Source organism: Mesorhizobium sp. M8A.F.Ca.ET.218.01.1.1 (assembly GCF_004791165.1).
Classification (GTDB): Bacteria; Pseudomonadota; Alphaproteobacteria; order Rhizobiales; family Rhizobiaceae; genus Mesorhizobium.
In genome coordinates, this window is the sequence record NZ_SRUZ01000013.1 from 15,745 (window position 1) to 42,237 (window position 26,493).

21 protein-coding genes are annotated in these 26,493 nt (G+C 62.7%); 13 read left to right on the forward strand and 8 right to left on the reverse strand.

What is annotated here, in order from left to right; all coding sequences use genetic code 11:
- Window positions 1-4: 4 nt before the first annotated feature.
- The 4 genes from glgA to EN861_RS32350 all read left to right on the forward strand — a co-directional run bounded on the left by glgA (window position 5) and on the right by EN861_RS32350 (window position 6,910).
- Window positions 5-1,450 carry a glycogen synthase GlgA gene (glgA, locus tag EN861_RS32335; RefSeq protein ID WP_127276090.1) on the forward strand — a complete coding sequence of 482 codons (1,446 nt, stop codon included), beginning with the start codon at window positions 5-7 and terminating at the stop codon, window positions 1,448-1,450.
- Window positions 1,451-1,453: 3 nt separating this feature from the next.
- Window positions 1,454-3,082, forward strand: coding sequence for an alpha-D-glucose phosphate-specific phosphoglucomutase (locus tag EN861_RS32340; RefSeq protein ID WP_135867590.1), 1,629 nt, complete (start codon window positions 1,454-1,456; stop codon window positions 3,080-3,082).
- A 196-nt stretch (window positions 3,083-3,278) separates the two neighbouring features.
- On the forward strand, window positions 3,279-5,276 hold the full coding sequence (gene glgX / locus EN861_RS32345; RefSeq protein WP_135867591.1) for a glycogen debranching protein GlgX: 1,998 nt from the start codon (window positions 3,279-3,281) through the stop codon (window positions 5,274-5,276).
- Window positions 5,276-6,910 carry an alpha-glucosidase family protein gene (locus EN861_RS32350; protein ID WP_135867592.1) on the forward strand — a complete coding sequence of 545 codons (1,635 nt, stop codon included), beginning with the start codon at window positions 5,276-5,278 and terminating at the stop codon, window positions 6,908-6,910. The genes glgX and EN861_RS32350 overlap by 1 nt, the downstream gene beginning before the upstream one ends.
- Before the next feature lie 28 nt (window positions 6,911-6,938).
- Here the strand turns inward: EN861_RS32350 and EN861_RS32355 are convergent, their stop codons facing one another.
- Both EN861_RS32355 and EN861_RS32360 read right to left on the reverse strand, forming a co-directional pair.
- The gene (locus EN861_RS32355) at window positions 6,939-8,708 is read right to left on the reverse strand and encodes a TadG family pilus assembly protein (protein ID WP_127279559.1); all 1,770 of its coding nucleotides are present in this window, start codon (window positions 8,706-8,708) and stop codon (window positions 6,939-6,941) included.
- A complete protein-coding gene (locus tag EN861_RS32360; protein ID WP_189343786.1) occupies window positions 8,709-9,155 on the reverse strand; it encodes a TadE/TadG family type IV pilus assembly protein in 447 nt (148 codons plus the stop codon).
- A gap of 283 nt (window positions 9,156-9,438) precedes the next feature.
- On the opposite strand from EN861_RS32360, the gene EN861_RS32365 reads away from it, so the two are divergent.
- The 4 genes from EN861_RS32365 (at window position 9,439) to EN861_RS32380 (ending at window position 14,902) form a co-directional block, all read left to right on the forward strand.
- Complete coding sequence (locus EN861_RS32365; protein ID WP_135867593.1) at window positions 9,439-11,031, forward strand: peptide ABC transporter substrate-binding protein; 1,593 nt, start codon at window positions 9,439-9,441, stop codon at window positions 11,029-11,031.
- Window positions 11,032-11,195: 164 nt separating this feature from the next.
- Window positions 11,196-12,119: an ABC transporter permease subunit gene (locus EN861_RS32370; protein ID WP_127279557.1), complete on the forward strand. Its 924-nt coding sequence runs from the start codon at window positions 11,196-11,198 to the stop codon at window positions 12,117-12,119.
- Window positions 12,112-13,233 (forward strand): ABC transporter permease subunit, encoded by a 1,122-nt coding sequence (locus EN861_RS32375; protein ID WP_127279556.1) that lies wholly within the window; start codon window positions 12,112-12,114, stop codon window positions 13,231-13,233. Before EN861_RS32370 ends, EN861_RS32375 begins: the two co-directional genes overlap by 8 nt.
- A gap of 49 nt (window positions 13,234-13,282) precedes the next feature.
- The gene (locus EN861_RS32380) at window positions 13,283-14,902 is read left to right on the forward strand and encodes an ABC transporter ATP-binding protein (protein WP_127871312.1); all 1,620 of its coding nucleotides are present in this window, start codon (window positions 13,283-13,285) and stop codon (window positions 14,900-14,902) included.
- A 28-nt stretch (window positions 14,903-14,930) separates the two neighbouring features.
- Here the strand turns inward: EN861_RS32380 and EN861_RS32385 are convergent, their stop codons facing one another.
- From EN861_RS32385 to EN861_RS32405, 5 genes are all read right to left on the reverse strand, one after another.
- Window positions 14,931-15,164: a hypothetical protein gene (locus EN861_RS32385; RefSeq protein WP_348630914.1), complete on the reverse strand. Its 234-nt coding sequence runs from the start codon at window positions 15,162-15,164 to the stop codon at window positions 14,931-14,933.
- Window positions 15,165-15,412: 248 nt separating this feature from the next.
- Window positions 15,413-15,862, reverse strand: coding sequence for a hypothetical protein (locus EN861_RS32390; RefSeq protein WP_245464386.1), 450 nt, complete (start codon window positions 15,860-15,862; stop codon window positions 15,413-15,415).
- Complete coding sequence (locus EN861_RS32395) at window positions 15,859-16,089, reverse strand: hypothetical protein (protein WP_127278659.1); 231 nt, start codon at window positions 16,087-16,089, stop codon at window positions 15,859-15,861. The genes EN861_RS32390 and EN861_RS32395 overlap by 4 nt, the downstream gene beginning before the upstream one ends.
- 578 nt (window positions 16,090-16,667) lie before the next feature.
- Window positions 16,668-16,958: a hypothetical protein gene (locus EN861_RS32400; RefSeq protein WP_127278660.1), complete on the reverse strand. Its 291-nt coding sequence runs from the start codon at window positions 16,956-16,958 to the stop codon at window positions 16,668-16,670.
- A 786-nt stretch (window positions 16,959-17,744) separates the two neighbouring features.
- Window positions 17,745-19,025: a tyrosine-type recombinase/integrase gene (locus EN861_RS32405; RefSeq protein ID WP_245512157.1), complete on the reverse strand. Its 1,281-nt coding sequence runs from the start codon at window positions 19,023-19,025 to the stop codon at window positions 17,745-17,747.
- A gap of 609 nt (window positions 19,026-19,634) precedes the next feature.
- On the opposite strand from EN861_RS32405, the gene EN861_RS32410 reads away from it, so the two are divergent.
- The 3 genes from EN861_RS32410 (at window position 19,635) to EN861_RS32420 (ending at window position 24,207) form a co-directional block, all read left to right on the forward strand.
- Entirely contained in the window at window positions 19,635-20,825 is a 1,191-nt protein-coding gene (locus EN861_RS32410; protein ID WP_135867596.1) for a DUF932 domain-containing protein, read from the forward strand.
- A gap of 171 nt (window positions 20,826-20,996) precedes the next feature.
- Window positions 20,997-23,093 (forward strand): ParB/RepB/Spo0J family partition protein, encoded by a 2,097-nt coding sequence (locus EN861_RS32415; protein ID WP_135867597.1) that lies wholly within the window; start codon window positions 20,997-20,999, stop codon window positions 23,091-23,093.
- Between the two features lie 61 nt (window positions 23,094-23,154).
- The gene (locus EN861_RS32420) at window positions 23,155-24,207 is read left to right on the forward strand and encodes a toprim domain-containing protein (RefSeq protein WP_245512158.1); all 1,053 of its coding nucleotides are present in this window, start codon (window positions 23,155-23,157) and stop codon (window positions 24,205-24,207) included.
- Window positions 24,208-24,348: 141 nt separating this feature from the next.
- Here EN861_RS32420 and EN861_RS32425 read toward each other — a convergent pair whose 3' ends face one another.
- Window positions 24,349-24,558, reverse strand: coding sequence for a hypothetical protein (locus EN861_RS32425; RefSeq protein WP_135867599.1), 210 nt, complete (start codon window positions 24,556-24,558; stop codon window positions 24,349-24,351).
- On the opposite strand from EN861_RS32425, the gene EN861_RS32430 reads away from it, so the two are divergent.
- Window positions 24,557-25,486, forward strand: a complete 930-nt coding sequence (locus EN861_RS32430) for a DUF2493 domain-containing protein (protein ID WP_135867600.1) — start codon at window positions 24,557-24,559, stop codon at window positions 25,484-25,486. The two genes, EN861_RS32425 and EN861_RS32430, sit on opposite strands and share 2 nt — an antisense overlap.
- 345 nt (window positions 25,487-25,831) lie before the next feature.
- Window positions 25,832-25,999 (forward strand): hypothetical protein, encoded by a 168-nt coding sequence (locus EN861_RS35640; RefSeq protein WP_181167519.1) that lies wholly within the window; start codon window positions 25,832-25,834, stop codon window positions 25,997-25,999.
- Window positions 26,000-26,493: the final 494 nt, after the last annotated feature.

Here is a 26,493-nt window from a genome sequence, read left to right on the forward strand (position 1 = left end):
GCGCATGCATGTTCTGTCGGTCACGCCCGAAATCTTCCCGCTGATCAAGACCGGCGGGCTTGCCGACGTAACCGGGGCGCTGCCGATCGCGCTCGCGGCCAAGGGCGTGACCATGCGCACGCTCATTCCGGGTTTTCCGGTGGTGATGGGCGCCTTCAAGAAAAAGAAGGCCGTCTACCAATACCCCTTGTTGCAAGGCGGCAAGGCCGCGATCCATGCCGTCGAGGTCGCCGGGCTCGATTTGTTCGTGCTCGACGCGCCGCATCTGTTCGACCGCCCCGGCGGCCCCTATGGCAACGCCTCGGGCGCGGATTGGCCGGACAATTGGCGGCGCTTCGCGGCGCTGAGCCAGGCCGGCGCCGATATCGCCGGCGGCGCCATTTCGGGCTACCTGCCTGACATCGTGCATGCCCATGACTGGCAGTCGGCGATGACGCTGGCTTATATGCGTTACGGCAAGGCGGTTGGCACGCCATCAATGATGACCGTCCACAATCTCGCCTTCCAGGGTCAGTTCGGCGCCGGCATCTTCGGCGAACTCGGTCTGCCGGCCGCGGCGATGGCGCTTGACGGCGTCGAATATTATGGCGGCGTCGGCTTCCTCAAGGCGGGTCTGCAGGCGGCCTGGGCAATCACCACGGTGAGCCCGACCTATGCGCAGGAGATCCGTTCACCGGAATTCGGCATGGGCCTCGATGGTCTCATCAACATGCGTTCAAGCGATCTCCATGGCATCGTCAACGGCATCGACACCGCCATCTGGGATCCAGCAACCGATAGACATCTGGTGTCGACCTATACGGCCGAAACGTTGAAGGCCCGCGCGCCCAACAGGGCGGCCGTCGAGGACCGTTTCGGTCTCGACCGCGACGGCAGCCCGATTGTCTGTGTCGTCAGCCGGCTGACCTGGCAGAAGGGCATGGACATATTGGCGACGGTGATCGACGGCATCGTTGCGACAGGCGCCAGGCTGGCTATCCTCGGCTCGGGCGACGCCGGCCTCGAAGGCGCGCTGCTGGCGGCCGCCGCACGCCACCGTGGCCGCATCGGTGTGGTCGTCGGCTATGACGAGGGGCTGTCGCACATCATGCAGGGCGGCTGCGACGCCATCGTCATCCCTTCGCGCTTCGAACCTTGCGGGCTGACGCAGCTTTACGGCCTGCGCTATGGCTGCGTGCCGGTCGTCGCGCGCACCGGCGGCCTCGCCGACACCATCATCGACGCCAACGAAGCGGCGATTGCAGCCGGCGTGGCGACCGGCTTCCAGTTTGCCCCCAACAATGGCGGCGCGCTGCTGCACGCCATCCGCCGCCTGGCCGACGCCCACGCCAGTTCCGCAACCTTCGAGACCATCCAGCGCCAGGGCATGAAGACCGATGTGTCGTGGGATCGAAGCGCCGAAAAATACGTCGAACTCTATCGCCTGCTGCTTTCGAAAAGGGTTGCCTGAAGCATGATACGCACCGTCCCCACCAAGCCCTATTCCGACCAGAAGCCCGGCACGTCGGGACTGCGCAAGAAGGTGCCAGTGTTCCAGCAGGAGCACTATGCCGAGAACTTCATCCAGTCGATCTTCGACGCGCTCGACGGATTTGCCGGCAAGACCCTGGTCATCGGCGGCGATGGCCGCTTCTACAACCGCGAGGTCATCCAGAAGGCCATTGCCATGGCCGCCGGCAACGGCTTCGGCAAGGTGATGGTAGGGCAGGGCGGCATATTGTCGACGCCGGCGGCCTCGCATGTCATCCGCAAATACAAGACCTTCGGCGGCATCATCCTGTCGGCCAGCCATAATCCCGGCGGCCCGCATGAGGATTTTGGCATCAAGTACAATGCCGGCAATGGCGGCCCGGCGCCGGAAAAGCTGACCGACGCCATCTTTGCCAGGACCAAGGCGATTTCGAGCTTCAAGATCGCCGACATCGATCCAATCGACATCGATACGGTCGGCACCGTCAAGGCCGGCGGCATGACCGTCGAGATCATCGATCCGGTCACCGACTATGCCGAACTGATGGAGAGCCTGTTCGATTTCGACGCGTTGCGCAAACTGTTCAAGTCGGGCTTTCGCATGCGCTTCGACGCCATGCACGCGGTGACCGGACCCTACGCCAAGGAAATCCTCGAACACCGGCTCGGCGCACCGAACGGCACCTGCCGCAATTTCAAGCCGCTGCCCGATTTCGGCGGCCATCACCCCGATCCCAACCTTGTCCATGCCAAGCACCTCTATGACGAGATGATGGGGCCGGACGCGCCGGATTTCGGCGCCGCCTCCGACGGCGACGGCGACCGCAATTTGATCATCGGCAAGGGCATTTTCGTCACCCCGTCGGATTCGGTCGCCATGCTTGCCGCCAATGCCCGCCTGGCGCCCGGCTACAAGGACGGGCTGAAGGGCATCGCCCGCTCGATGCCGACCAGCGGTGCCGCCGACCGCGTCGCTCACAAGCTCGGCATCGGCATTTACGAGACGCCGACCGGCTGGAAGTTCTTCGGCAATCTGCTCGACGCCGGCATGGCGACGATCTGCGGTGAGGAAAGTGCCGGCACCGGCTCCAACCATGTCCGCGAAAAGGACGGTCTGTGGGCGGTGCTCCTGTGGCTCAACATCCTCGCCGCGCGCGGCGAAAGCTGCCAGCAGATCGTCACCGAGCACTGGGCGGCCTATGGGCGCAATTACTATTCGCGGCATGACTATGAAGAGGTGGAGAGCGACCGCGCCAATGCGCTGGTCGACGAACTCAGGGCCAAGCTCGGCTCGCTGCCCGGCACCAGCGTGCGCGGCTTGAAGATCGCCAATGCCGACGATTTTGCCTATCACGACCCGGTCGACGGCTCGACCAGCGAGCACCAGGGCATAAGGGTGCTGTTCGAAGGCGGCTCACGCGTCGTCTTCCGCCTCTCCGGCACCGGCACCTCGGGCGCGACCCTCCGCGTCTACATCGAGCGCTACGAGCCGGACAAGTCGAGGCACGATCTCGACACGCAGGAGGCGCTCGCCGATCTCGTCGCCGCCGCCGACGACATTGCCGGGATCAAGAGCCACACCGGCCGCGACAAACCGAGCGTGATTACTTGAGGGTGGGGAGGCGCGACTCCCCCTTCTCCCCTTGTGGGAGAAGGTGTCGCCGAAGGCGACGGATGAGGGGTGCTCCAGCTTGGCGCAAACCGGCGCCCGGGACACCGATGCCTCATTCCTTCCAACACCCCTCATCCGTCTCGGCGGTGCGCGCCGATCCACCTTCTCCCACAAGGGGAGAAGGGAAGGCGCTCACGTGAACAATCTCGGCGCCGCCATCACCAGCGAAGGCATCCGCTTCGCCGCCTGGTCGTCGTCGGCGCGGCGGCTCTGGGTGTCGATCTTCGATGAAACCGGCGACCACGAAATCGAGCGGCTTGAACTCCAGCCCGAAGGCGAGGGTTTTTACGCCCTGTTCGTCGCGGGTCTCGCCGCCGGCACCCGCTACGGCTTTCGTGCCGATGGCGACTATGCACCCGAGCGTGGGCTGTGGTTCGACCCCGACAAGCTGCTGACCGATCCTTATGCCGCCGAAATCGACCGGCCCTATGCCTATCACTGGCGGCTCGCCGCGCGGCGCAATGAGGGTGCCGACACCGCGTCGCTGATGCCCAAGACCGTGGCCAAGGCCTTGCCCGCGGCCCCACCGATCCTGCCGCCGCTGTTTCGTCCGGGCGGCCTGATCTACGAACTGAATGTCCGCGCCTTCACCAAGCTCCACCCGGATGTGCCGCAAGAACAGCGTGGTACGATCGCCGCACTTGCCCATCCGGCCATCATCGAGCATCTGCAAAGGCTCGGCGTCTCCGCCGTCGAATTGATGCCGGTGACGGCGTCGATCGACGAGCGGCATCTGCCGCCGCTGGGCTTGAGCAACGCCTGGGGCTACAATCCCGTCACCTTCATGGCGCTCGACCCTCGCCTCGCACCCGGCGGCCTGACGGAATTACAGGACACGGTCGCAGCGCTGCGCCGGGTTGGCATCGGCACCATTCTCGACCTCGTCTTCAACCATACCGGCGAAAGCGACAGGCTGGGGCCAACGCTCTCGCTGCGCGGCCTCGACAACCAGGCCTACTATCGGCATCGGCCGGATGGCGGGCTGGTCAATGACACCGGCACCGGCAACACCATCGCTTGCGACCATCCGGTGGTGCGCGAAATGGTGCTCGACACGCTCCGTCATTTCGTGCGCCGGGCTGGCGTCGACGGCTTCCGGTTCGATCTGGCTCCGGTGCTGGGCCGGGTCGATGGTCTGTTCGATCCGGAAGCACCACTGCTCCGGGCCATTGCCGATGATCCGGTACTTTGCGACCGCGTGCTGATCGCCGAGCCTTGGGATATCGGGGCAAACGGATATCAACTGGGCAATTTTCGGCCACCGTTCCTCGAGTGGAACGATCGCTACCGCGACGATGTCAGACGCTTCTGGCGCGGCGATGCCGGCATGGTCGGCACTCTCGCCACGCGCCTTGCCGGTTCGTCCGACGTGTTCAACAGGGCAGGGGAGCCGGCAAGCCGCAGCGTGAACTTCATCGCCGCCCATGACGGCATGACGCTGGCCGACATCGTCGCCTACGAGCGCAAACACAACGCCGACAATGGCGAGCAGAACCGCGACGGCCATAACGACAACCTGTCCTGGAACAATGGCGTCGAGGGAGACACGAACGAGGCAGCGATCATCAAGGCGCGCTTCGACGACCAACGCGCACTGCTCGCCACGCTGTTCGCCTCGCGCGGCACCATCATGCTGACGGCAGGCGACGAATTCGGCAGAACGCAGCAAGGCAACAACAACGCCTATGCGCAGGACAACGCCATTACCTGGCTTGACTGGACAGGCCGCGATCAGGCGCTGGAGCGTTACGCATCGGCGCTTGCAGCGCTTCGCCAGGCGGTGCCGGCACTGTCGGACACACGTTTCCTGGCCGGAGAACCGGTCGAGGCTTCAGGCGTTCCCGACGTCGCCTGGCTGACCGAGACGGGTGAGCCGCTCGCAGAGACCGACTGGAACGACTCCAGCCGGCATCGCCTTATCATGCTGCTTGGCGGCGAGGATGGCAGGCTTGCCGTCATGATCAATGGTGACCGCCGCCAATGCGTCTTCACCTTGCCGGCGCGCGATGGCTTCCAGTGGCGCCCGGCAATCGAGACACAGGCGATCGACCTCCTGCGCCCGCTGCCGGGCCGCAGCGTCAATTTCATGATCGAGGGCCGGACCGGAAACGGTGGCGCCGGGAAGGGTTCGTAATGGCCGACGACAATGCCAGGCAGGGAGCCGAGTGGTGGCGAGGCTGCGTCATCTATCAGATCTATCCGCGCTCTTTCCAGGACACGACCGGCGATGGCAGCGGCGATCTCAAAGGTATTACGGCAAGGCTCGCCCATATCGCCTCCCTCGGCGTCGACGCTGTCTGGCTGTCGCCCTTCTTCAAGTCGCCCATGGCCGACATGGGCTATGACGTATCGGACTACTGCGACGTCGACCCGATGTTCGGCACGTTGGCGGATTTCGACGCGCTGGTCGCCGAAGCGCATCGGCTCGGCCTGAAAATCATCATCGACCAGGTGCTGTCGCATTCATCCGACAAGCATGAATGGTTCATCGAAAGTCGCGCCAGCCGCGACACCGCCAAGGCCGACTGGTACGTCTGGGCCGACGCCAGGCCCGACGGCGGCGCGCCCAACAATTGGCTGTCGGTCTTCGGGGGGCCATCCTGGGAGTGGGACGCGACCCGTCGCCAATATTACATGCACAATTTCCTCGCCTCGCAGCCGGATCTCAATTTCCACAATCCGGAAGTCCAGGACGCGTTGCTGGACACGGTGCGGTTCTGGCTGGAGCGCGGTGTCGACGGCTTCCGGCTCGACACGGTCAATTACTATGTCCACGACCGCTGGCTGCGCAGCAATCCGCCCTTGGCTTCGAGCGTTGCCGGCACCAACACGGAAACCAACACCTACCTCTATCAGGAGCATCTGTTCGACAAGACGCAGCCGGAGAACCTGGCGTTCCTCAGGCGTTTCCGCGCGTTGCTCGACGAATTTGGCGACCGCGCCGCCGTCGGCGAGATCGGCGATGAAGGCCGCTCGCTGCAGACGCTCGCAGCCTACACCTCCGGCGGCGACAAGCTTCAGATGAGCTACACGTTCGATTTGCTCGGCTCGCAATTTTCGGCGGCGCATGTGCGTGGTTGCGTCGAGGAGTTTGAGAATGCGGTTGCCGACGGCTGGGTCTGCTGGGCCTTCTCCAACCATGACGTCGTGCGCCATGTCAGCCGCTGGACGCGGCCGGATGGCGATCCCGATCTGGTGGCCAAATTCTCGATCATGCTGCTCGCCTGCCTGCGCGGCTCGATCTGCCTCTATCAGGGCGAAGAACTCGGCCTTGAGGAAGCGGAGCTTGCCTATGAAGATTTGCGCGATCCCGTCGGCATCCGTTTCTGGCCGGGCGTGAAGGGCAGGGACGGCTGCCGCACGCCGATGGCCTGGGAGGTCGGGGCCGACAATGCGGGCTTTTCCACCACAAAACCATGGCTGCCTGTGCCGGCAAGCCATCGCGCCCGTGCGGCGGATGCGCAGAACGGCGAGGAGCAATCGGTGCTGTCGGTCTACCGCTCCACGCTTGCCTTGCGCAGACAGCACCCGGCACTGGTCGGTGGTTCGATCCGTTTTCTCGACGCCGAGGGAGACATGCTCGCCTTCATCCGCGAAGGAGACGGGGAGAGGCTGCTCTGTGTCTTCAATTTCGCCGGGGAGCCGGCGACGTGGCCCTTGCTGCCTGATATCGGAACCGTCGCGGCTGTCCTGGGCGGTACCGCGGCTGTCGAGGAAAACGCGCTCTCGCTGCCGGCTCTCGGTTGCTTCCTCGGTCGGCTCGGCTGATCGGCGCTTCGGTTGCGGCCAAGCGGTCCTACTGAACGAGCACTGCCCGTCCGCAGGTCGCACCGGTGACGCGCACGTCGGCCTGGCCGACACCGACGCCCAGGGCTGAAAGCACATTGTAGAGCAAGTCGTCGACGGGCGCCGTTACGGTGTTGAGCAGGGCCACCACTGCCGGTTTGACCGTTCCAAGCAGGGCGGTCAGATCGATGCCCAAACCAAGCGCATTGACCGAAAGCGACAGGTTGTTGACCAGAGACGTGGTGAGCGACTGCGAGATGTTTCGCGTCGAAACGGTCTTGATCGTCTTGTTGGCGATGTCGGTTGCGTTGAAGGTCAAGGTCTGCGGGCTGTTGTTGGTGATCGCGGTCGCGGCCGAACCCATCACCTGAATCAGCGGGATGTTGATCAGCAGGAGCTTCAGACTCACATCGGCGATCTCGGCGTCGGTGAAGGTCTGCGGCTGGCTGAAATCGGCGAAGCCGGACGGGTTGTTGCTGTTGGCCAGGTTCAAACGCGCAATGCCGGGGTGCGCGGCGATGGAGACATTGATGCTGGACGGCCCTGTCGGACAGCTTATGTCGGTCAGCTTGGCCTCGGCATAGGCGACTTCCACATTGAGCGGCAGATTGACGGCAAGCAGGCTGATGCCGCCGGCCAGGCTCGGCGTGCCGACACCGACGGAGGCCGTCAGCTTGATGCGCGTCTGGGCGGTCCGCACGACGGTGCCGATGCCATCGATGGCCAGCCAGGGCGAGGATTGCATCGGCTCCCCAATGGCGATGCTGAGCTTGGTGGAGAGCAGCCCCGGGATGGTCGCGCCGAGATCGACCGCGGCCTGGTTGGTGCCGTTGGCGAGTACGGCCGCCGCCGTCAGCATCCCCATTGCGCTTGCGTCTACGCCAAGGCCGGACGGCTGTTGCCCGAGGCCCAGGCTGCCGATGGAACCAAGGTTGACAAGACTGCTGAGTGGGATCTTGACGGTGCTGGTCGACTTGGAGGCGATGGTCTGCAAGGCGACCTTGGCGGTATTGCCGAGACCGGGAACATTGGCCATGGCAGTAGCGATCTGGCCGACGGTCGCCTTCGAGGCCAAAACGTTGGAATAGGTGCCGGCCGTGATGTTCAGTTGTGTGCCGAGCGCACTGACGAAGGAAAGCACGCTTACATCGGCCGAGATCAGTCCGTTGTAATCCATGACGCTGAGCGAGATGTTGCCGCCGAGAAGTCCGCTCAAAAGTGCGTTGAGGATGCCGCCATTGACGCTGAGCAATCTCGACCCGACCGAGAATGTCGCCTGCGGCGTCATGCTGGCGGTGGCTTGGGTGCCGATGACGGGAGTGGGGATCAGCGAGCTTGCGAAGTAGCGCTTGGGGATCTTCGCCAAAGTCACCCGGACGGCATTGTAAGGCGTCACGCCCGCCTGGAAGCGCTGGCTGACATTAGCGGTCGATGAGGCATATCGGCCTTGCGTAACCGTCACCACCGTCTTCCCGGCGGCCGCCGGGATGGTCTGGCCCGAAGCTTGAACAACGACACCCGGCATGCCGTTGTCGGTGAGCGTGGTGACGACGGCTGTGTTGACGTTGTTGATGTTCGAGGCAGCGGTGATCGCTGCCAGGTCGACCATCGCCTGGGCTTCCCGGCGCTCGGTGTAGATGGAGGCCTCGTCTATCGCCACCGCGGCCAGGGCCAGCGCGACCGGCGCGCTCAATGCGGTCATGACGGCGAAGTTCGCCTTCCTGTCCCCCATCATCGACCGTGCAAGCCGGCCGATGCCCTTGCCCGCCCGCTGCAGCATTCAGATACCCCCGACCCTGATCGTTGACTGACGCCTGATGGTCGTCCCTGGCATGGCTATGCCCGGGAACAGATTCCAGATCGGCAGGTTGCGGGCATCGTACGAGATGGACACCACGAACTGGCTTCCGTCGGCAACGCTGTCATTGGCCTGGTAGGTCAGTTTGCTGGCGTCCACGAAGGGGTAACCGCCGGCGTTGTTGGCGAGGTAGCTGGCCACGAGCGTCTGGCGCTCGGTCTGGTTCACCCCGGCGATAGCCGTCCGGGCGGCGTCGGCTGCAATTTGCTGTATCGAATTGGCGGCGCCAAAATAGATGCCGTACCCAACCATCCCGAGCAAGAGAAGCATGAAGAGCGGCGACAGCAGGGCGAACTCGACCGCTGAAGTGCCCGAATTGTCTGTTCGGAACTGGCGCCTTCGGACCTTGCAAATGAGGTTGTCAACCATGGCTGCAGCATGCCCAAGTTCGCATGCAGAAAGCGAAAACTCTGGACGCAACCAAAGGATGTGCTCGATTGAAAAAGACTCTCTAATTTAGTCATTGCTTCTGCAATCATGAGGCTTGACTTAAGGTCAATCAGTACTCGGTTGAAAAGAGCTGACCTCCTGTCTAGTCTCCTGCCACCAGCCGCCGGAGGGAACCGGCGGCGCGCTCAAAGGAATCAGACATCGGTTCCGGGGCGTCAACACGTTAAGGCGCGCCCATGGCAGCGCCGACAGGGAGAACTTCATGCTGAAAAACATGCTGAAGGCGACGGTGTTCGCCACGACCATGACCTTGGCTGCCGGCACTTTCTTGACGCCAGCCTTCGCCGAGACCGTCTATAACAGGGGCACCGCCGCTGAATCGGAGTCGGTCGACCCACACAAGACCTCGACGGTCTATGAAGCCAACGTGCTGCGTGACCTGTTCCAGGGACTGGTCATGCAGGATGAGAAGGCCAACCTCATTCCGGGCGCCGCCGAAAGCTGGACGGTATCGGATGACGGCACGGTCTATACCTTCAAGCTGCGCAAGGACGGCATGTGGTCGGATGGCAGCCCGGTGACGGCGGACGACTTCGTCTATGCCTTCCACCGGCTGGAGGATCCGGCGACCGGCGCGGAATACGCCTCGATGCTGTATCCGGTGAAGGGCGCGGAGGACGTCAACACCAAGAAGGGCAAGCCGGAAGACATGGGCGTCAAGGCGATCGACGCCAACACCCTGGAAGTGTCCTTGAAGGCGCCGACGCCGTACTTCCTGGAGATGCTGACCCATCAGGCGACCTATCCGGTCAGCAAGGCCTCGATTGAAAAGCTCGGCGCCGACTGGATCAAGCCCGGCAAACTGGTTTCGAACGGCGCCTATACGCTCGCCGAATGGGTTCCCAACGACCACATGAAACTGGTCAAGAATCCGAAATTCTGGGACGCCGCGACCGTCAAGTTCGACGTCGTCAACTACATCCCGACCGAAGATCGTTCGTCGGCGATGAAGCGCTTCGAGGCCGGCGAACTCGACAGCTATGACGATCTGCCGACCGAACAGCTGGCCGACCTCAAGACCAAGTTCGGCGACCAGATCCATGTCGGACCGTATCTCGGCACCTACTACTATGCGATCAAGACCGACAAGGCGCCGTGGAACAATCCGGAGCTGCGCAACGCCATCTCGATGGCGATCGACCGTGACTTCATCGCTGAAAAGGTCTGGCAGAACTCGATGCTGCCCGGCTATTCGATGGTGCCTCCCGGCATCGAGGGTTATGCGCCCGCAATGGCCAAATACGCCGACATGCCGCAGATCGACCGCGAGGACGCCGCCAAGAAGATCCTCGAGAAGCTTGGCTACACGCCCGAGCATCCGCTGAAGATGGAAATCCGCTACAACACCTCGGAAAACCACAAGAACACCGCTGTGGCGATCCAGGAACAGTTGAAGCCGCTTGGCGTCGACGTCACGCTGCTCAACACCGACACCAAGACCCACTACTCCTTCCTCGAGCAGAAGGGCGACTATGACGTGGCGCGCGCCGCCTGGATCGCCGACTACAAGGATCCGGAAACCTTCCTCGGCATCACGCGCAAGGCCAGCGGCAACAACTATTCGAACTACAACAGCCCGCAATACGAAGCGGCAATGGACAAGGCCGCGGCCGCCGGCGGCAAGCCCGAAGAGCGCATGAAGGATCTCTCCGCGGCCGAGCGCATCCTCATCGACGATGTCGGCCAGATCCCGCTTCTGTACTACAGCTACCACGATATCGTTTCCTCGAAGCTGCATGGCTTCGTCGACAATGTGATGGACGTGCATCCGTCGCGCTTCGTCAGCAAGGACTGATCCCTGGCCAAGCCGCCGCGCAACCGAATGCGCGGCGGCGCTGGTTTGCCATCGCATCGGCTCGGGAAGCGGAATCGATTTTCGGAAAGTTCGGTGCGAAGATTTGAAGGCTGGAGCGCAATCGTCCGAGTGGACGGGCCTGCTCTGGATCAAGCGGGGCACCGATGCTGCGATACGTATTCCGGCGGCTTTTGACCGCCATCCCGACGCTGTTCGTCATCGTGACGATGGCGTTCTTCCTGATGCGCGTCGCGCCAGGCGGTCCATTCAACCAGGAGCGGGGTCTGAGCCCCGAGATCAAGGCCAATCTTGAAGCCCAGTTCGGCCTCAACGATCCGCTCTGGCTGCAATATGTCCATTATCTCGGCAATCTGCTGCGCGGCAATTTCGGCCCGAGCTACAACATGCCGGATTTCACCGTCACCGAACTGTTTGCCAAGGGCCTGCCCATTTCCGTCCAGCTCGGTGCCTCGGCGCTGATCCTGGCGCTGTTGCTCGGCAGCGTGCTCGGCACCATTGCCGCGCTCAACCAGAACAAGCTTGGCGACTATACGGTGATCGCCCTGGCGACCGCCGGCAGCACCATCCCCACCTTCGTCATCGCGCCGGTGATCCAGCTCCTTTTCGGGCTGACCTGGAGGCTGTTGCCGATCGGTGGCTGGGGCGACGGCGCCTTCATCAACAAGGTCGGCCCGGTGCTGACACTTGCCTTGCCGCAGATCGCCATCGTTGCACGCCTGATGCGCGGCTCGATGATCGAATCGCTGCGATCCCATCATATCCGAACGGCGCGCGCGCTCGGCCTCTCCGACTGGTCGGTGGTGGTCAAGCACGCGCTGCGCGGCGCCATCCTGCCGATCGTCTCCTTCACCGGCCCGGCTGCGGCGGCACTGCTGACCGGCTCGGTCATCGTCGAGACGATCTTCTCCATTCCCGGAGTCGGCCGCTATTTCGTCGATGCCGCGCTCAACCGCGATTACACACTGGTGATGGGAACGGTGGTGGTGATCGCCATTTTCACCATCGTCTTCAACCTGATCGTCGACGTCATGTACGCGGTCGTCGACCCGAGGGTGCGCTATGACTGACATCACGGCCACGGCTCCCGCCATCGTTGGTCGCTCGCTTTGGGGCGATGCCTGGGCGCGCCTCAAGGCCAATCGCGCCGCCATGTTCAGCCTCTACTACCTCATTCTGATCGGTGTCGTCAGCGTCTTTGGCCCCTGGTTCGTGCCGCATCAATACACGACCATCTACGCCGACTATGTGCGCATGCCGCCAAGCCTGTCGGCCTACCCGAAACCCGATATGATCGAGACGGCGCTTGCCGAAGCGATCAAACGCATGCGGGTCGATATCAAGGAGTGGCACCAGGAGGGGAGCCAGGTCTTCGTCACGGTCAAGTCGACCAAGCCGATCGACGACCGTAACATCCGCTACCTCGACCGTTCCGATGCCTTCGACGACACCAAGATAGAGAGCAAGTCCCCCGACGGCCTCGAAGTGACGATGAGCGCATCGGTCAAGCAGCAGTATTTCCTGTTCGGAACCGACAACACTGGCCGTGATCTGTTGTCGCGCACGCTGATGGCCGGGCGCATCTCGCTTGCCATCGGCCTGCTCGCCGGCATCGTTGCCGTGGTGATCGGTGTGATCTATGGCGCCGCCGCCGGCTTTTCCGGCGGCAAGGTCGACGAGGTGATGATGCGCATCGTCGACGTGCTCTATTCCTTGCCGTTCATCTTCTTCGTCATCATGCTGGTGGTGTTCTTCGGCCGCAACTTCGTGCTGATGTTCCTGGCGGTCGGTGCCGTGCTGTGGCTCGACATGGCGCGCATCGTGCGCGGGCAGGCGCTGTCGATCCGCCGGCAGGAATATGTCCAGGCGGCGGAAGCCATGGGCATCGGCCAGCGCGGCATCCTGGTGCGCCATGTCATCCCCAACCTGCTTGGCCCCGTGGTGATCTACATGACCCTGCTGGTGCCGCAGGTCATCATCCTGGAGAGCTTCCTGTCGTTCCTCGGCCTCGGCATCCAGGAGCCGATGACCAGCTGGGGCGTGCTGATCTCCGTCGGCGCCAAGAACATCGGCACCGCCAACTGGCTGCTCCTGTTTCCCGCCTTCTTCCTCGTCTCGACGCTGTTCGCCCTGAACTTCGTCGGCGACGGCCTGCGCGACGCGCTCGACCCAAGAGATCGATAAAGATTGGGATCGGTAAAAATGGGGTTAGATAGAAATGGGGATCGCTGACATGGCCACTCCCGAAACGATCCTCAGCGTCAAGGACCTGCGCGTGCGCTTCCGCACGCTCGACGGTGCCGTCGAAGCGGTCAAGGGCATCAACATCCATGTCAATGCCGGCGAAACCGTCGCAGTCGTGGGCGAATCCGGCTCCGGCAAGAGCCAGACGATGATGGCGGCGATGAGCCTGCTGGCCTCCAACGGCGAAGCGTCGGGCCATGTCGATTATCGCGGCCGCAATTTGCTCACATTGAGCAAGTCCGAGCTGAACAAGGTCCGCGGCCGCAAGATCAGCATGATCTTCCAGGAACCAATGACCTCGCTCGATCCGCTTTATTCGATCGGCAACCAGCTGATGGAGCCGATCCGCAGGCATCGCGGCCTTAGCGCCGCCGAAGCGCGTGAAGAGGCGCTCAAGCTGCTGCGGCTCGTCCATATTCCCGATCCGGAACGGCGGATGAAATCCTATCCGCACGAGATGTCCGGCGGCCAGCGCCAGCGCGTGATGATCGCCATGGCGCTCGCCAACGACCCCGACATCCTGATCGCCGACGAACCGACGACGGCACTCGACGTGACCATCCAGGCACAGATCCTGATGCTTCTGGCCGAGCTGCAGCGCAAGCTCGGCATGGCGATCGTCTTCATCACCCACGACCTCGGCATCGTGCGGCGCTTCGCCGACCGGGTCTATGTCATGCGCCAGGGAGAGGTCGTCGAGGAAGGCGCGGCGGAAGCGATCTTCGCCAACCCGCAGCATGCCTACACCAAGATGCTGCTGGCGGCCGAGCCGACGGGAACCAAGGCACCTCCGCCCGCCAACGCGCCCGTGGTGCTCGAAGGCAGGAACGTCGAAGTCACATTCAGGATCGGCGGCGGGTTCCTGGCCGGCGAACCCCTGATGCTGCGGGCTGTCGATCACATCTCGATCCGGTTGCAACGCAACCAGACCATCGGCATCGTCGGCGAATCCGGATCGGGCAAATCGACGCTCGGCCGAGCCTTGCTGCGGCTGTTGCCGAGCGATGGGCTCATCCGGTTCGGCGATCGCGACATTTCCACGGCCGACCGGCAGCAGATGCGGCCGCTGCGGCGCCAGATGCAGCTCGTCTTCCAGGATCCCTTCGGCTCGCTGTCGCCACGCATGACCGTCGGCCAGGTCATCACCGAAGGGCTGCTGGTGCATGAACCGAACCTTTCGGGAAAGCAGCGCGACCAGCGCGCGGTCGAGGCGCTGCGCGAAGTCGGCCTCGACCCCAATGCCCGCAACCGCTACCCGCACGAATTTTCCGGCGGACAACGGCAACGCATCGCCATTGCCCGCGCCATGATCCTGAAGCCCAAGATGGTCGTGCTGGACGAGCCGACCTCGGCGCTCGACCGCTCGGTGCAGAAACAGATCGTGGAATTGCTGCGCAAACTCCAGGCCGACCACGAACTGTCCTACCTGTTCATCAGCCACGATCTCGCGGTGGTGCGCGCCATGGCCGACTACATCATCGTCATGAAGCAGGGCAAGATCGTCGAGGAGGGGCCGACCGAGGCCATCTTCAGCAACCCGCAAGCGCCTTATACGCAGACGCTGATGAACGCCGCGATCGACGTCACGCGGTTCCGGTTGAGCGCGTGATGAGCCGCTGCAGGTAAGGCCCGTTCGCTCAGCCCGCCGAACTCGCGCACTTGTGTGCGCGCATGGCGACAGCGGCATCCTGCTGTTGCTTCAACCGGTCGATCCTGGCCGTTTCACGATTGGCGACCGCCGTCTTCACGCGCGATCCGCCAAGCAGCCAGCGCGGCACGCTGGTGTTGGCGACCTTGCCGCGGGTGATCGCGGTTTGCGAGATGTCGCTCGCGCTGCTTCCCACGGCGCTGTTAAGCTCGGTGCAGCTCATGCTCTCGTATTTGGCCGGATCGGCCCTTCCGCCGATCGTCCCGCATCCGCCAACCAGGAGCATGGCAGCCAGAAGAACCGGTGCTGACCCTGTTGTTGAGATCAAATTCATATTCGCGTCCGGTTCGCCGTGTGCCGGCCCCCTCATATTCGTCGGTCAAACTAGCGCGGATGCCCTTTTCGTCAAAGTTTGACCGGCCGGCCGGCTCTGCGCTGGTTACCGGCCCGTCTCACTGTCGTCGAAAATTCTTACGCTGCTTCGGCGGCCAATCCGGTCATGGGGACACAACCGCCGCCGAGCACCATTTGGGCAATGTCGGCCGCGTTGTCATCGACATGGGCTGTCACCAGCACGATCCCTTCGCCGACACTGCGGCGCTCCGGCCTTCTGGCGGTCGCGACCAAGGGTCCGAGCAAGCCGCCGAGGGCGCAGCCGCAGAACGTGCCTGTCAGGGCCATCGCCGACAGGCCGGTTGCGAAAGGATTGATGCCGTAAGCAGCAAAAGCGCCCAGGCACGCCAACAGCCCGGCGGCAGCGCCAAGCATGACTGCCGGAGATTTCAGGACACCGATTTCGTCGTGGTAGGGCCCGATAATGGCGATCTGTACGCGCGGAACCCCGGCCGCCAAAAGGTTGCCGGCGATCCGGGTCGCTTCGGGATGGGATTCAAAAAGCCTGCTGATTGTTGGCATGGTCATTCAGGACGTGTCGTGTCCGTCAGCGCGTCGGTAACGAAGGATGCGGCGATCAAGTCGTCGCCATCGATCCGGCCTTGACCGTCCTCCATTACCGCCGCGACCTTTTGGAAGGTCTTGATTTCGCCCTCGGTGATCCGCGCGCTGCGCATCCTGCTCCGGAGGTCTGCCACGCGCAGCTGCAAGATATCGGATCTTGCGTCTTCACGATTCGAGATTGTGCTGGTCATTTATTCCGTCTCGTTTTTTGATGGTCCTCGCGCCCAATCAACCGAACTTGGAGCGCGGGCAAACGTTCCCGGTTAGGGCTTCGGTCTGGTAAGGCGCGGGACTTAAGTCTTGCACCAGGACGCAATGGTCTTGCCGGGCGCGGAACCCGGAACGGCCGCTGATTGCCGCCGTTTGTCCGCTAGCAGATTGTGGGAGGAAGCCGATGGAGAAGAGTGTTGACCAGGCGCGTTGGTTGCTCGCACCGATCTTCGCGACGGCCATCACTTTCATGGTGGCCGCAATAGTCCTCGGCTAACCTCCTCGCACATCGGCGCAATCCAGTCCCTTCCTGCGCTGACAGGGTTCGCTCGCTCTTCCAAGTGGCGAGCGAACCCTGGATTTGGCACAAACCCTGGCTGGACTGGCCAGCGTCGGGAAAATTGCCTGACCCGAGCCGAGCTTCCATAACTTACCAGCGGTGATGGGGTATTCAGGACTGGCACGGTCCACTGCGCCTGGATTTTCAGCCGCGCATAGCGTGCCAGGGAAAGTCATCTGGTGGCCAGGCTTGATCGAGAGCCGGGCCACCAGTCGGTAATCAGTAACCGCCGTTTTCGATCACCACCGGGTGGTGGTGACGGTGGGTGGAGATGGAGCCGGTGACGACAACGGCATCCCGATCCTGCCGATAATGATGCCGGCGACCATGGTCGTAGAACGCAATCGTTCCGTGGTGACGGTGATGAAGCCGCTGACCTTCCTCGTTGATGATCCTGACCTGGTTGTGATGTCGATGATGGGTCGTGACGACAACGTCCGCCTCAGCGGCCGAAGCCAAAGCGGGCAATCCCATCGAAAGCGCCAAAGCGCACATGATCATTGTTTTCACTGCAATTTCTCCATTGCCTTGATTAGCCCTTCCTTGGATACAACTGCCGCTGACCCCTTTGGTTCCGGGTTTCCCGGGACAGGCGGGGACGTGCGGCAGGTCGAAGGGCGGCTATGGCGTCGCTAGCCAAGGATGCAAAAACCGCAACATTTAGCCACCGCCCCCTAGCCATCCTCATGCCACGGCTAGTCGCGGCATCGCGTTCTCTACGGTTTCACTCAGGCTGCGGAACATTAGGAGGGTCTAACTGTTCTATCTCCGCGGCAGGCATCACAATTGAGGTCTGCTGAAGATCAGTCGGCAAAGGCTGATCGGCCCGTGTCCTCCGCCAGAGGCGCGGGCTCACCAGGCAACAGGAGAGAGACTATGAACAATATCATTTGGCTCGTTGGAGCGGTGGTCATCGTCATTGCGATATTGAGCTTCTTCGGCCTCCGTTAGGCGCCGCGCGCCATGCCCTGTCGGAGTGTGATCCGTGGCAGCGACGCCGCGAACACTCCCCGCAGATTGACCGGCACGATGCAGGAACCTCGGTGCTCATGCGTCATGCGAGGAAAGGGATTTCGTGTCCGTTCCCCGCGCTGAGGGAAAAGGCATCAGCCTGGACGCAGGCCTATCAGGTGAATCGCCGATTGCGCCAAAGTCGGGATGCGCTAATACATTGTTCTTTCTGGTCGGAGTGGCAGGATTTGAACCTGCGACCCCCTCGTCCCGAACGGGCGGGTTAGGCAGCAAAAGCCCGGATTTCCGCCATTTCTGGTGTCGTCTGAAGGCCAATGTTCACGTTTATTTCCGGTATATCTGTGGGGTAACTGTGGGGTAGCTGGAAATGTTCTCCTTCTGTGCCGCGCGCGTGCTGACTGTCGTTTTGGGCAGGTTTCGCATCCGTGACTTGGAGACGATTGCCTCAGCGGCCTGGGCCTGAAAATCGGGGTGATGATGGCCATAAGTCTGAATGAGCACTTGAACGCTCATACCGAGGTATCCGGCCGCTGCCCAGGGATCGGAACCGCGCTGCATCAGCCAGGTCGCGGCCGTGTGGCGGAAAACGTGCGGGGTGATGTCTGTGCGGAAGACGCGCCGGGCGCTGCCGTGCGGTGTCGCAACCTCCTCATACCAGCCAAGTCCGGCTGCCTCGACCACCGAGCGGAAGGCCTTCTTGATCGACTGCACCGGTTTGCCGTTCCACTCGACCACGTAGTCATGGGCGATCATGCGGCCAATGCTGGCGCTTTTTCCGCGGCCCTTGGTCTTGATCTCCAGCGGTGTGCTCGCCCATCGGCGCACATGTGCCAGGAGGCGATCAGGCAGCCTGACGGGCGGTTGACGCTTCTTGGTCTCGCGGCGACCGCTGGCACGGCGGTAGAAAACGCCGCGTTCGGTGTCGACATGTCCCGCACCATCCGTCCGCCGGACGGCCGCGCCGCAGATCGCGGCCGAGCGCGTGCCGGTGTAGAGAGCGACCAGGATGAAGCGCGCGACGTGGCGTGCGGTGCGACGATCGCTTGGCCTACCCTTCCATGACTGGCGCATGCGCCACGCGGCGCGAAGCAGGGCGGCTGCCTCGTCGCGGGTCAGCCAGCGGTCGCGCGGTGCTGCCTTCGCGGGCAGCACAATTGCCGGCGCAGAAGTTATATAGCCTTCGCGATGATAATGGTTCAGCGCCGCTCTCAAATCCTCCAACTGACGCCTGGCGGCAGCGCCCTTGCCGTGTGCCTTGGCGTAATCCCGACACATCTTGCCATCGATGTCGCCGATTTTTTTGTCGCCGAACCACGTTAGAACAACGATCAGCCGTTCGGCGGTTTCCTTCGGCTTGGCGTGCGAGGGCGCGACGTCGGTAAGGTATACGCTTACGGCGTCTGCTATCGAGACCGTGGCGGAATCACGACCGCGCTCGCGGGCCGGTCGGTATTTTTCGGTAATGTGACTGGCGAGCCGCTTTTCAGCGCGTTCGCGTTCGCCAGTGCCGCCGCAAGCGCTGAGGAAGGTTGCGCCGTCGCGGATGAACCAGCCGGCTGCGTTGCGGAGCTTTCCGTCCACCCTTCTGCTTTCGGCGCGCCACACAAGGCGCGCCCCTTTCGACGTCCGCGGCATAGTTCTCTCATTTCTGCGATCGCTGCCAAAGTGACGTATTCCTTGCCAGCAATCAACTCTGTCTGAAGACGGCCAGCATCTCGTTCTTTTCGTAGACCTGCCGCACCCATAGAGCCGTCCGGAAAGGCGATTTCGGCAGCTATGTTAATTCGTAGGGGCGTACGGTCGTCCAACTGCTCTGTAATGCTCATTGCTTGCCTTTCGGGGAGACATTGGAAAACAAGCTGATCGTCATCGCATAGAGCTTACTTAGGCGATCATCCGGTCGGAATGTACGGATCCAAGGGCGATGTGTGAATGACATCAAATCTATTCTGCGGTGATTGGGACACCCTGGCGTAGAAATCGGCGGTGCATACAATAACCATCGTCAATTTCAGATCGGATGAGTATTCGCTCGAATGTGAATATATCGGCTGCGTCGCAGCAAAAAAGTTGGGTCGGCGACAAGGGACTCTCGAAGGAGCGCGAATATTGCGGCCCGACATCCTGAGACAAGAGAGTGAGAGTTTGGATGAGCTTCCGTGACGGGCTGATAGCTGGGAGAGTGGCTCCCGGCGCCCGTCATGGAGACGACCCATGACACAAGTTTTGGACGCCACCCGGGATCGTTCGGGCGGATATAAGGTGGATGTGAGCCGCGGCGAGCGGATTGGCCGCGTATCCTCGGAATGGTTTTCGCGGCCGGCCGATGAGCGCTACCTGTCTTTGTCGGAGCTATTCGCCGCGGTGCAGATCCGGACCGAGCGCAGCCGGACGAGGACGGTGGACAGCGCGGCTATTCGGGTGGAGGCAAGCCGAGACGATGCCGAACGCCTATCGCTGGTGCTGCCAGGCAAGGACACGCCCATTATCCCGACCCATTGGAGCTTTGGCCAACTCGCGAGCCTCGTTGGCGCCCCGACGGCCTATCTGCGCCAGCTTCCAGCACCGCTCGCCGGGATTAATTTGCAGTACGGCCTGGCGTCCCACCGCGCCGAGCAGGTGAAGACGCTCGAGACCGAGGATGGTCGCATCGAGCTGCGCGCGCTCACCGGCCCGGACTACGGCCGCATCTTCGACCATGAACTCGTCGCCGCCGTGCAGCGTATCGCCGGCAACGGCACCGGCGACACCCGGTGGAAAGTGCCCGGCGTACTTGAATGGTCCACCGGCGTCTACCATCCTCACGTCGACGTCACGAAGGACACTACGACGCTCTATGCCTCCGACCGCGACGTCTTCCTTTTTCTGGTCGACGACCTCAACCCGATCGAGGCTGGGCGGCTCCCGGATGGCTCGCCCGATCTCTATTTCCGCGGCTTCTACTGTTGGAACTCGGAGGTCGGCGCCAAGACGCTCGGCATAGCGAGCTTCTACCTCCGCGCCGTCTGCCAGAACCGCAATCTCTGGGGTGTTGAAGGTTTCGAGGAGATTACCATCCGCCATTCGAAATACGCTGCATCGCGTTTCGCGCACGAGGCCGCACCGGCGCTGGCACGCTTCGCCAACTCCTCGTCAGTGCCCTTCGTCAACGGCATCAAGGCGGCGCGGGAGCGGATCGTCGCCCGCACCGATGAGGACCGCTGCGACTTCCTGCGCAAGCGCGGCTTCTCCAAAGCCGAGGCGGCGAAGATCATTGAGACGGTGCTGGCCGAGGAAGGGCGTAAGCCTGAAAGCGTGTTCGACTTCGTGCAGGGCATCACGGCGGTAGCGCGCGACAAGGCTCATCAGGATGCTCGGCTCGATCTGGAGGCGCGGGCGAAGAAACTGCTCGACCGAGCGGCGTGAGTTTCGGGTGCCGGAGATGCGAACGCAGTCTCCAGCTTCGTTGCTTCGCGTCCTTCTACTTCTTCGTCGTTCCGCGGCGCCGCCTCAAGAGTCAGAGGGCGGCGCTGCGCTTCGTGACGGGTTGGAGGCCGAGAGAGTGGCTTTGGGCCGCCCGTCGCGGAGTACATCCTGATGGCTACCAATGCCAAAAAGATCACCCTGTCGCCCTCGCGCGACATTCCTTTCAACAAGCTCTTGCTCAGCCAGGCGAATGTCCGGCGCGTGAAGGCTGGCATATCGATCGAGGAACTCGCCGAGGACATTGTCCGCCGTGGACTGCTGCAAGGCCTCAGCGTGCGACCGGTCAAAGACGAAGCCGGTGTCGAAACCGGCATGTTCGAGATTCCGGCCGGCGGCCGGCGTTATCGTGCATTGGAGCTGCTAGTGAGGCAAAAGCGGCTCGCCAAGACAGCGCCGGTCCCCTGCGTCGTGCGCGAGGAAGGCATTGCCGAAGAGGACTCTCTGGCGGAAAACGTCCAGCGAGCACCCTTGCACCCCCTCGATCAGTTCCGCGCCTTTCTCGCCCTGCGAGAGAAGGGCCAGTCGGAGGAGGAAATCGCTGCTGCCTTCTTCGTCTCGGTCAGTGTCGTCAAGCAGCGCTTGAAGCTGGCCTCGGTGTCGCCGTCGCTGCTTGAAACCTACGCGGAGGACGGCCTGACACTCGATCAACTCATGGCGTTCACCGTCTCCGGCGACCACGAACGCCAGCAGCAGGTGTTCGAGCGCATGAAGGCTTCCTATGACAAGCAGCCCTATGCCATCCGCCGTATGCTGACCGAGGGCGCGGTGCGTACGTCAGACAAGCGGGTGCAGTTCATCGGCATCGAAGCGTACGGCGATGCCGGAGGCATAGTTATGCGCGACCTGTTCCAGGGGGATGATGGCGGCTGGCTGCAGGACGTCCTGCTGGTAGATCGGCTGGTCGCGGAAAAGCTGGAACGTGAGGCGGAGGCGGTTCTCGTCGAAGGCTGGAAGTGGATCGAGGTCGCGCCCGACTTCGCCTACGGCCACACCTTCGGGCTCCGCCAACTTCGCGGCGAGCCGATGCCGCTTTCGGCCGAGGAGGTGACGACGCGCGAGGCCTTGCAGGCCGAGTTCGATCGTCTGTCCGAGCAATATGACAGCGTGGAGGACCTTCCGGACGAGATCGATCAACGTCTCGCTGAATTGGAGACTGGCCTCGAATCCTTCGAGGCCCGACCAATCGCCTTCGACCCAGCCGATATTGCCCGCGCCGGCGCCTTTATCAGCATCGCTCCTGACGGTTGTCTGCGCGTCGAGCGCGGCCATGTGCGTCCTGAAGATGAACTACCGGTCGATACACAGACGGCCGAAGGCGGAAACGAGCATCTCACGGCTGGGGCGATTCATGATGACGACGGCGTCAGGATGGATAGCGAGCCGCTGGCCGAGCCCGAAGACAATGAAGGGCTTTCGCCTATCTCGGACCGGCTCATGACGGAGCTGACGGCACATCGCACGCTTGGCTTGCGCCAGGCGCTCGGCGAACGGCCTGACATCGCCTTCCTCGCAGCGTTGCACGCGCTCGCGCTGAAGATCTTCTACCAATACGGATCAGAAAGCTGCCTGGAACTGGATCTGAAGAGCATTAGCTTCGGCGCCCAAGCTCAAGGGTTGAACGACAGCATCTGTGGTCAGGCGATCCGCGTCCGACACGACGACTGGGCCAAGGCTTTGCCGAAGGAAGCGGCGGACCTGTGGGACGCGCTTCGGGACTGGGATCGCGATCGCCAGACCGCGCTGTTCGCTCACATCGTCAGTCTGTCGGTGAACGCCGTGCATGAAGCGTGGAACCGGCGGCCACGTGCGCTCGCCCATGCCGACCGGCTGGCGCAGGCCGTCGAGCTGGACATGGCGGCGGCCGGCTGGCGGCCGGCTGTGGACAACTTCCTAGGCCGCGTCACGAAGGCCCGCATTCTCCAGGCGGTCACCGAAGCGAAAGGACAGCAGGCTGCTGACCGGTTGATGCATCTGAAGAAGGGCGACATGGCAAGTGAGGCGGAAATGCTGATCGCCGACGCCGGCTGGCTCCCCGAACCGCTGCGCACGCCGGGGCACCGGGAAGCAGAAGTCGAGGAAACGCAAGCGTCGGAACCCGTGGTCGAACCGACGGCGGAGAACGACGGCGAAACGTCCATGGGCGAAGCCGACCGCTTCGCCCAAAATGACGAAGCCGACAAAACACTTCACACGATCGCGGCTGAATGAGCGGCGGAAATTCCTCATCTGGCCCGCCGGCGACGGCGGGCCTTTCCCTTGGAGGCGCACCGTGCCGCAAAACCAGCATGATCTTGCGCGCCGTCTCGGGCAGCAGGCAGAGGCGGTATGTCGCCACTATCTCTCAAACGGCCGACGCCAGGGCAACTATTGGCAGATCGGCGACGCCCAAAACACGCCAGGGCGTTCGATGTACGTGCGGCTGAACGACTCTCCCAAAGGCCCGGCCGGCAAATGGACCGACGCTGCCACGGGAGAGCACGGCGACTTGCTGGATGTTATCCGGGAGAGCTGCGGTCTGATCGACTTTCGCGATGTCGCTGCGGAAGCCCGCACCTTCCTAAGCTTGCCGCGTTCCGAACAGCAGCCGACAGCACCGATGTGGACCAAGACCCTCGCACCTTCCGGTTCCGCGGAGGCCGCGCGGCGACTGATTTCCATGTCGCAACCGATTTCAAGGACGCTCGTGGAGACGTATTTGCGTGCACGCGGCATAACAGCTCTGCACAAGACCGGATGTCTGCGGTTTCATCCGCATTGTTATTACCGTCCCGACGATAACGGCCCGACCGAGACCTGGCCGGCGATGATTGCAGCCGTCACCGACCTCACTGGCAAGCTTACTGGCGCACACCGTACCTGGCTCGATCCCCAGGGTTTCAGCGAGGCCCATCTCGGCCGCGCTCCGGTAGATACTCCCAGGCGGGCCATGGGCGAACTACTTGGGCACGCGGTCCGCTTCGGTGTCGGCTGCGATGTGGTGGTGGCCGGTGAAGGCATCGAGACAATGCTCTCGCAACGCTCGGCGCTGCCGACAATGCCGGCGATCGCAGCCTTATCGGCGGCTCATCTGTCAGCAATACAGTTCCCCTGCGCCCTGCGGCGACTTTATATCGCCCGCGACAAAGATCCGGCGGGAGATGGGGCCGTGGCGACCCTTGTCATACGCGCCAACTCGGCGGGGATCGAGGCGAAGGTGCTGACGCCGCGACTTAGTGACTTCAACGAGGACCTGCGGCTGCTTGGTCTCGATGCCCTAAGAGCGATCTTGCGCCCTCAAATCGCCCCCCATGATGTCGCCCGCTTCATGGCCCTGACGGGGTGACCGGAAAGAGGAGGAGACGGGCAGGTCGCTGTCGGGCGATCCATGTGTGCATGGTGATCCTCCCCGCAAAAAACCGCCCCAAGGCCTTCCAGAGGGCGATCGGGCCGCGACCGGCCCGGACCGACAATGGCTGCGCTCCGGCTATTTTCCGGCGGCCCGTTCCACCCCACGCGGTAGCCGCGTGAGGAAGCGGGCCTTTCCATCGCGAAACAAAATAACCAGGCTGTCGCCATCCTCCACTGCCGTTGCGGCCCTGCGCTGGCGCTGCGGGTGCAAGTCCAGGCCGCCCGCCGCCTTCGTCGCCATGAAGGCCGCGATGGCGCGGCCGTTACGGAGAAGGAAAACCACCATGGACGACCACGATGACACCGCCTTCAAACCATCGCATACGTCATCTCCGACTGACCACGTCCTCCAGGAACTCCAGCTCTACGGTCACCGTCCCTTCGACGACGAACCCGATCCACGCCCGCTTCCCGAAGGCCACGCTATCGCGGCCAGCATATCCGACATCTTCGACGCCCTGGTGGTAGCGCTGGCCGACACACGGCTTGAACCCGACCTTGAGGAACTCCTGTGGGGCGCGGTCAACCTGTTCCACCGCGCAACGCATCGGATCGAACGCGAGCTCGACGACAACGAACTCGCTCAGCAGCGCCTGCAACGGGAACAAGATGGATCCGAGGTCAAGTCCGTCGAACTCGAAAGGCTGATCGCGCAAGGTCAGACGCTGCTCGAACGCCGTAGCGCATTTGAACTGATGCGCGACCAGGCCGCCGAACACTTCGAGCGCCATACCCTTTCGATATGGCGGCCTCGTTCGGGCTCCAGGGTCAATCATCGGAACCTCACCGCGGCAATGATCGACAGTCGTGACTTTCTTGCCGCGAAGAAGCACGCAGACAGCCAGGCACTCTTGCCTCCCGGCCCGAAGGTCGCCCTTACTGGCGGGCTCGATTTCAATGACCACCGCCTCATCTGGACGAAACTCGACCAGGTGCATGCCAAACATCCGGATATGGTTCTGCTCCATGGCGGATCGCCCCGCGGTGCGGAGTTGATCGCATCCAAATGGGCATACAATCGCAAGGTGCCACAAATCGCCTTCAAACCCGACTGGACAAGGCACGCCAAGGCCGCCCCCTTCAGACGCAATGACGCCATCCTCGACACGATGCCAATCGGTGTCGTCCATTTTCCAGGCACGGGCATCCAGGACAACCTCGTCGACAAGGCGCGCGGGCTCGGCATCCCGGTCATGAAATTGGGCGCCCCATGAGGCGTCGCCTCCTGCCAACGGCAAAGGAGCGGTCCCTTTCCGACCGGTCGCCCTAGACAACGTCCGGCGATGGTCCTTCCCGGTATGGCTGCCCCGAATGCAAGGTCGTGAGCTTGGATTTCGTCTCGCCGGCTCCTGTTTGGAAGTGGGGATCGCTTTCCTCGTTCATGGCGCGATTCCTTGCTCCGGGCCGAGGGCCTGATGCCATCAACCCGTAAAGGGTCGGACTACGCAAAGCGTGCCGCCGTTTCGACTTCGCCTCCACGGTGATTGCGGCCTTCGGCCGGACACATGGGGCGCCTGTCACGCGGGGAGCGATCCCCGCCTCCTAACAGGAGCCGGAAGATGTCTCTCGCACAAGCCAACGCCTTTGCCTTCAGCCTTGCCACCAGCCTCATGGTCAGCATCGTCATCTTCCGCGCCGGCGACGGCACGCTCGCGGTCATGCCAGTTGCCGAATACGACGGTGATGACTCGGAGATCGTCCGTGAAATCGACCCGTACGCGGGATGAAGCCATGCCACTTGCTAGGAATGTGGCGGTTGCGGCTCTCTGCTCATGTCCAGCCTGCCGATATTTTCAACAACTTTGATATTGCAGGATCGCTGTTCGCAGCAATGCCGCCTCGCTCCATGGCGGCTCACCGCCAACCGCAAAGAACGATGTTAGAGTTCGCCAGGGTGACATAAGTCTCGATATGGCGCCCTTCGCCGGGGGCTGTCGGTCCCGCATCCCGCCTGGCGGCGGCGCTATACTGATGCTCCTACGGCCGCCCTTTTGAACCGGTCTCAGGGCCACGAGCTTTCTCCAGCACCGAAATGGCTCGGTCCCACTGGCGGGCATTTCGATCCTTCCGCTTTGTACGCCCTTGTTTGGTTTGAAAAGAGGACGCTGGCAGCTTGCGCGCGCCGGAAGGGCGAGGGCAGGTGAGGAAGAGGACAACGACGAGGCAGAGTGTCAAGTGAGCGGTCGGTCGGCCAACCTTGTCGAGGAACCGACTGCTCGGA

What these genes read in the sequence shown, in the direction of transcription:
- EN861_RS32415 (WP_135867597.1), top strand. Translation starts at nt 20,997, where the DNA reads ATGGCTACCAATGCCAAAAAGATCACCCTGTCGCCCTCGCGCGACATT.
- EN861_RS32340 (WP_135867590.1), top strand. Translation starts at nt 1,454, where the DNA reads ATGATACGCACCGTCCCCACCAAGCCCTATTCCGACCAGAAGCCCGGC.
- EN861_RS32410 (WP_135867596.1), top strand. Translation starts at nt 19,635, where the DNA reads ATGACACAAGTTTTGGACGCCACCCGGGATCGTTCGGGCGGATATAAG.
- EN861_RS32365 (WP_135867593.1), top strand. Translation starts at nt 9,439, where the DNA reads ATGCTGAAAAACATGCTGAAGGCGACGGTGTTCGCCACGACCATGACC.
- glgA (WP_127276090.1), top strand. Translation starts at nt 5, where the DNA reads ATGCATGTTCTGTCGGTCACGCCCGAAATCTTCCCGCTGATCAAGACC.
- EN861_RS35640 (WP_181167519.1), top strand. Translation starts at nt 25,832, where the DNA reads ATGTCTCTCGCACAAGCCAACGCCTTTGCCTTCAGCCTTGCCACCAGC.
- EN861_RS32385 (WP_348630914.1), bottom strand. Translation starts at nt 15,164, where the DNA reads ATGAGCTGCACCGAGCTTAACAGCGCCGTGGGAAGCAGCGCGAGCGAC.
- EN861_RS32350 (WP_135867592.1), top strand. Translation starts at nt 5,276, where the DNA reads ATGGCCGACGACAATGCCAGGCAGGGAGCCGAGTGGTGGCGAGGCTGC.
- EN861_RS32375 (WP_127279556.1), top strand. Translation starts at nt 12,112, where the DNA reads ATGACTGACATCACGGCCACGGCTCCCGCCATCGTTGGTCGCTCGCTT.
- EN861_RS32355 (WP_127279559.1), bottom strand. Translation starts at nt 8,708, where the DNA reads ATGCTGCAGCGGGCGGGCAAGGGCATCGGCCGGCTTGCACGGTCGATG.
- EN861_RS32370 (WP_127279557.1), top strand. Translation starts at nt 11,196, where the DNA reads ATGCTGCGATACGTATTCCGGCGGCTTTTGACCGCCATCCCGACGCTG.
- EN861_RS32425 (WP_135867599.1), bottom strand. Translation starts at nt 24,558, where the DNA reads ATGGTGGTTTTCCTTCTCCGTAACGGCCGCGCCATCGCGGCCTTCATG.
- EN861_RS32390 (WP_245464386.1), bottom strand. Translation starts at nt 15,862, where the DNA reads ATGACCATGCCAACAATCAGCAGGCTTTTTGAATCCCATCCCGAAGCG.
- EN861_RS32360 (WP_189343786.1), bottom strand. Translation starts at nt 9,155, where the DNA reads ATGGTTGACAACCTCATTTGCAAGGTCCGAAGGCGCCAGTTCCGAACA.
- EN861_RS32430 (WP_135867600.1), top strand. Translation starts at nt 24,557, where the DNA reads ATGGACGACCACGATGACACCGCCTTCAAACCATCGCATACGTCATCT.
- EN861_RS32395 (WP_127278659.1), bottom strand. Translation starts at nt 16,089, where the DNA reads ATGACCAGCACAATCTCGAATCGTGAAGACGCAAGATCCGATATCTTG.
- EN861_RS32380 (WP_127871312.1), top strand. Translation starts at nt 13,283, where the DNA reads ATGGCCACTCCCGAAACGATCCTCAGCGTCAAGGACCTGCGCGTGCGC.